This is a genomic window from Thermogemmatispora sp., assembly GCF_019683755.1.
GTDB lineage: Bacteria > Chloroflexota > Ktedonobacteria > Ktedonobacterales > Ktedonobacteraceae > Thermogemmatispora.
Genome location: NZ_JADGHT010000471.1, coordinates 1 through 2,840, shown reverse-complemented (window position 1 = coordinate 2,840; position 2,840 = coordinate 1). Strand labels below are relative to the sequence as shown.

The following is a 2,840-nucleotide window of genomic DNA, read 5'->3' as shown; positions in this document are numbered from 1 at the left end:
CCATTTACCGCCTCTACAATACAAGTCAGCCCTATAGTGCCTATCACGATATCACCAGTGGCAATAACCTCTACTACTCGGCCACCACGGGCTACGATCTGGCGACCGGCATCGGCTCGCCCGACGTCTGGAACTTCGCCCGCGACGTCGCTGGCACCTCCGGCGGTGGCGGTGGCGGCGGCGGCGGGGGCACCACCACCCAACTACTCAGCAACGCCGGCTTTGAGAGTGGTAGCTCCTCCTGGCAGGAATCTTCCTCTGGAGGCTACGAGATCGTCGACTCTACCAACCCGCATACGGGCAGCTACAGCGCCTACCTCTGCGGCTATAACAACTGCAATGATCAGATCTGGCAGACGGTTACTCTGCCCAGCACAACAACCAAGGTCGTTCTCAGCTACTGGCTCTACATCAGCACTCAGGAGTCGGGCAGCACCTGCTACGACTACTTCTATGTGCGTATTCGCAACTCCAGTGGCTCAACGATCACGACTGTGCAGACCAGGTGTAATGCCAATGCCTCCGGCTGGACGCAGTACACCTTTGATCTGACCTCGGCGCTGAGCAGCTACTACGGAAAGCAGATTCAGGTCTACTTCCAGGGGACGACCGATTCGTCGCTAGTCACCAACTTCTTCGTGGATGACGTTGCCTTGAACGATACTCATTCTTGAGCGAGCCTCCTGATCGTAGTAGCTCCTCGTGGATCTGCCTCCGACAGAGCGAGGGCGGAGCGCTAGCGCTCCGCCCTCGTGGTCTTCCTCGGCCCTAGCGCAATCTCTGCCGGGGCAGGCCGATCGCTAGAAACATGATGGCTATCGCGGGACGGCCATGCCTCCGATTTGGTGCTGCCACTATACTGGCTATAAACCCGCAAGCGCTTGCCGGCTGCGTCTGCCGCCGCTGAGCTAATGACTCCAGGCGTAGCCGCGACGGCGCTGCTACTCTAGACTCATCACAGGAGCCAGGAGCAATGGCAAAGTTGCCTCTGTCCTCCAGAGAGCGGCACTGGCTGCCTCTCATGCTTTGCGTATTCGCGCTCTCCCTCCTTATCGGGCCTGCCCTCTGGTTGCCAGCGCCAGAAGCAGCGGCGCTGGCGGCTCACTGGTCGCTTGCAAGCTCCCTCGCTGTCCCGTCAGCGGTGACCGGGAGTGGCCCCGACTCAGGCGTCAAAGGGGTTCAGGTCTTCGTCGAGCCACAGGCGGGGGAGCGGGTCATTCTAGAGGCTATTGCTAGTGCCCAGCGCTCGCTTGCCATTGAAATCTACCTACTCACCGACTCTAGCGTCATTCGGGCGCTAGAGGATGCGGCGAGGCGTGGCCTGACCGTGCGTGTCATGCTGGAGCCTCATCCCTATGGCGCCAGCTCGCCCGATCGCATTATAGAGCAACTACGCGCCGCTGGCGTTCTGGCCCGTTATACCAATCCTGCTTTTCCTCTCACCCATGCCAAACTGATGATTGTTGACAATCAGCGTGCCTACATCATGACCGGCAACTTTAGCCGCGCAGCTCTCGGGGGGAACCGCAGCGGTGCCAACCGTGAGTACGGCATTATCGATTCCTGGCCCGAGGATGTGAGCAGCCTGCGCGAGCTGTTTGAAGCCGACTGGCGGCGTACGGCCACCGCTTCGGGGATCAAGAATGCTCACCTAGTCATCAGTCCGGGCAATGCGCGCACCGCGCTGCAAAGACTCATTGGAGAAGCGCAGCATCGACTCCTAATTGAGGAGGAAGAGATGAAAGATCAGCAGATTGAGGAAGCTCTAGTTGCCGCGGAGCGACGAGGGGTCAGGGTCCAGGTCATTTTGCCTGCGCCACGCGAGGGAGCAGACCCCAATGCAGACGGCATTGCTGCGCTCCTGCAGGGAGGTGTAACGGTACGCGAAGATGACCAGCTCTATATGCATGCCAAAATGCTCATGGTAGATGGGCAAGAGGCCTTTATTGGTTCAGAGAATTGCTCTCCAGCGGCCCTTGAGAGCAATCGAGAAGTAGGCATCCTGGTAGCCGATGAGGAGGTGCTGGCAAAGCTGCAAGCGACCTTTCAAACTGACTGGGAGGCCTCGCAGGCCGTGTCAGTCATCTCTCCCTAGGAGGGCCAGGACCTGTTCCCGATGAGGGAAGTGGGGAGAGGGAAACAAAAGCGGAGGTAGAACGGAAGCACTCAGCCTCCGTCCTGCCTCCCCTCTGCTGGGAGCGGAGCAGCGCATCTACTCCCCTAGAAGATTGCTCCTGCCCGCCTATCTGTCTACTTTGGCCACTGCGCCGAGCTACGACGGGCGACAAGGCCAGTCGGCGCGAGAGACCCTCAAAGCGAGCGACCCTCAAAGAGGGGTCGCCCAGCAGCGAGAGAGGAATCCCCGACCATGCGGGGGACAGGCAGGAGATCGTCGAGTTATCGACCGACTACCTCACAGCTACCAGCGGCGTCCACCGCGGCGCTCACGTCCGCGCCCGTGACCACCCTCGTAGCTGCCCGAGTAGCTATAGCTCCGGCTCTCGTCTCGGCGCCCACCGCGGGAAGAGCGGACCTCCTGGTAACAATCGCTGCAGTAGACAGGGCGATCATCGCGGGGGAGGAAGGGCACAGTGGTTTGTCGTCCACAGTTAGAGCAGACGGCCTCGTACTGCTCTCGCGAGGAACGGGGCGAAGATTGACCACGGGAGCCATTGCGGCGGGCGGCGCGGCAGTCAGGGCAGCGCGCCGGGGGATTGGTTAGCCCCTTGCTGGCGAAGAAAGCCTGCTCGCCGGCAGAGAAGACAAAGTCCTGACCACAATCACGGCAGGTAAGAACACGATCCTGGTAATCCTCGTAAGACATCATGGGTAAAAAAACC

Annotated in this window: 3 protein-coding genes; 2 read left to right on the top strand and 1 reads right to left on the bottom strand. The window is 60.2% G+C overall.

Translation table 11 applies throughout. The annotated features are described in order from the left end of the window. Positions 1 to 674, top strand: a 674-nt coding sequence (locus tag IRZ24_RS18910) for a carbohydrate binding domain-containing protein (protein WP_297167859.1), incomplete at its 5' end; no start/stop codon positions are given. Between the two features lie 299 nt (positions 675 to 973). Continuing rightward, entirely contained in the window at positions 974 to 2,095 is a 1,122-nt protein-coding gene (locus IRZ24_RS18905; protein ID WP_297167856.1) for a phospholipase D-like domain-containing protein, read from the top strand. Positions 2,096 to 2,419: 324 nt separating this feature from the next. Here IRZ24_RS18905 and IRZ24_RS18900 read toward each other — a convergent pair. After that, a partial coding sequence (locus IRZ24_RS18900) for a zinc-ribbon domain containing protein (RefSeq protein ID WP_297167853.1) occupies positions 2,420 to 2,840 on the bottom strand: 421 nt, incomplete at its 5' end.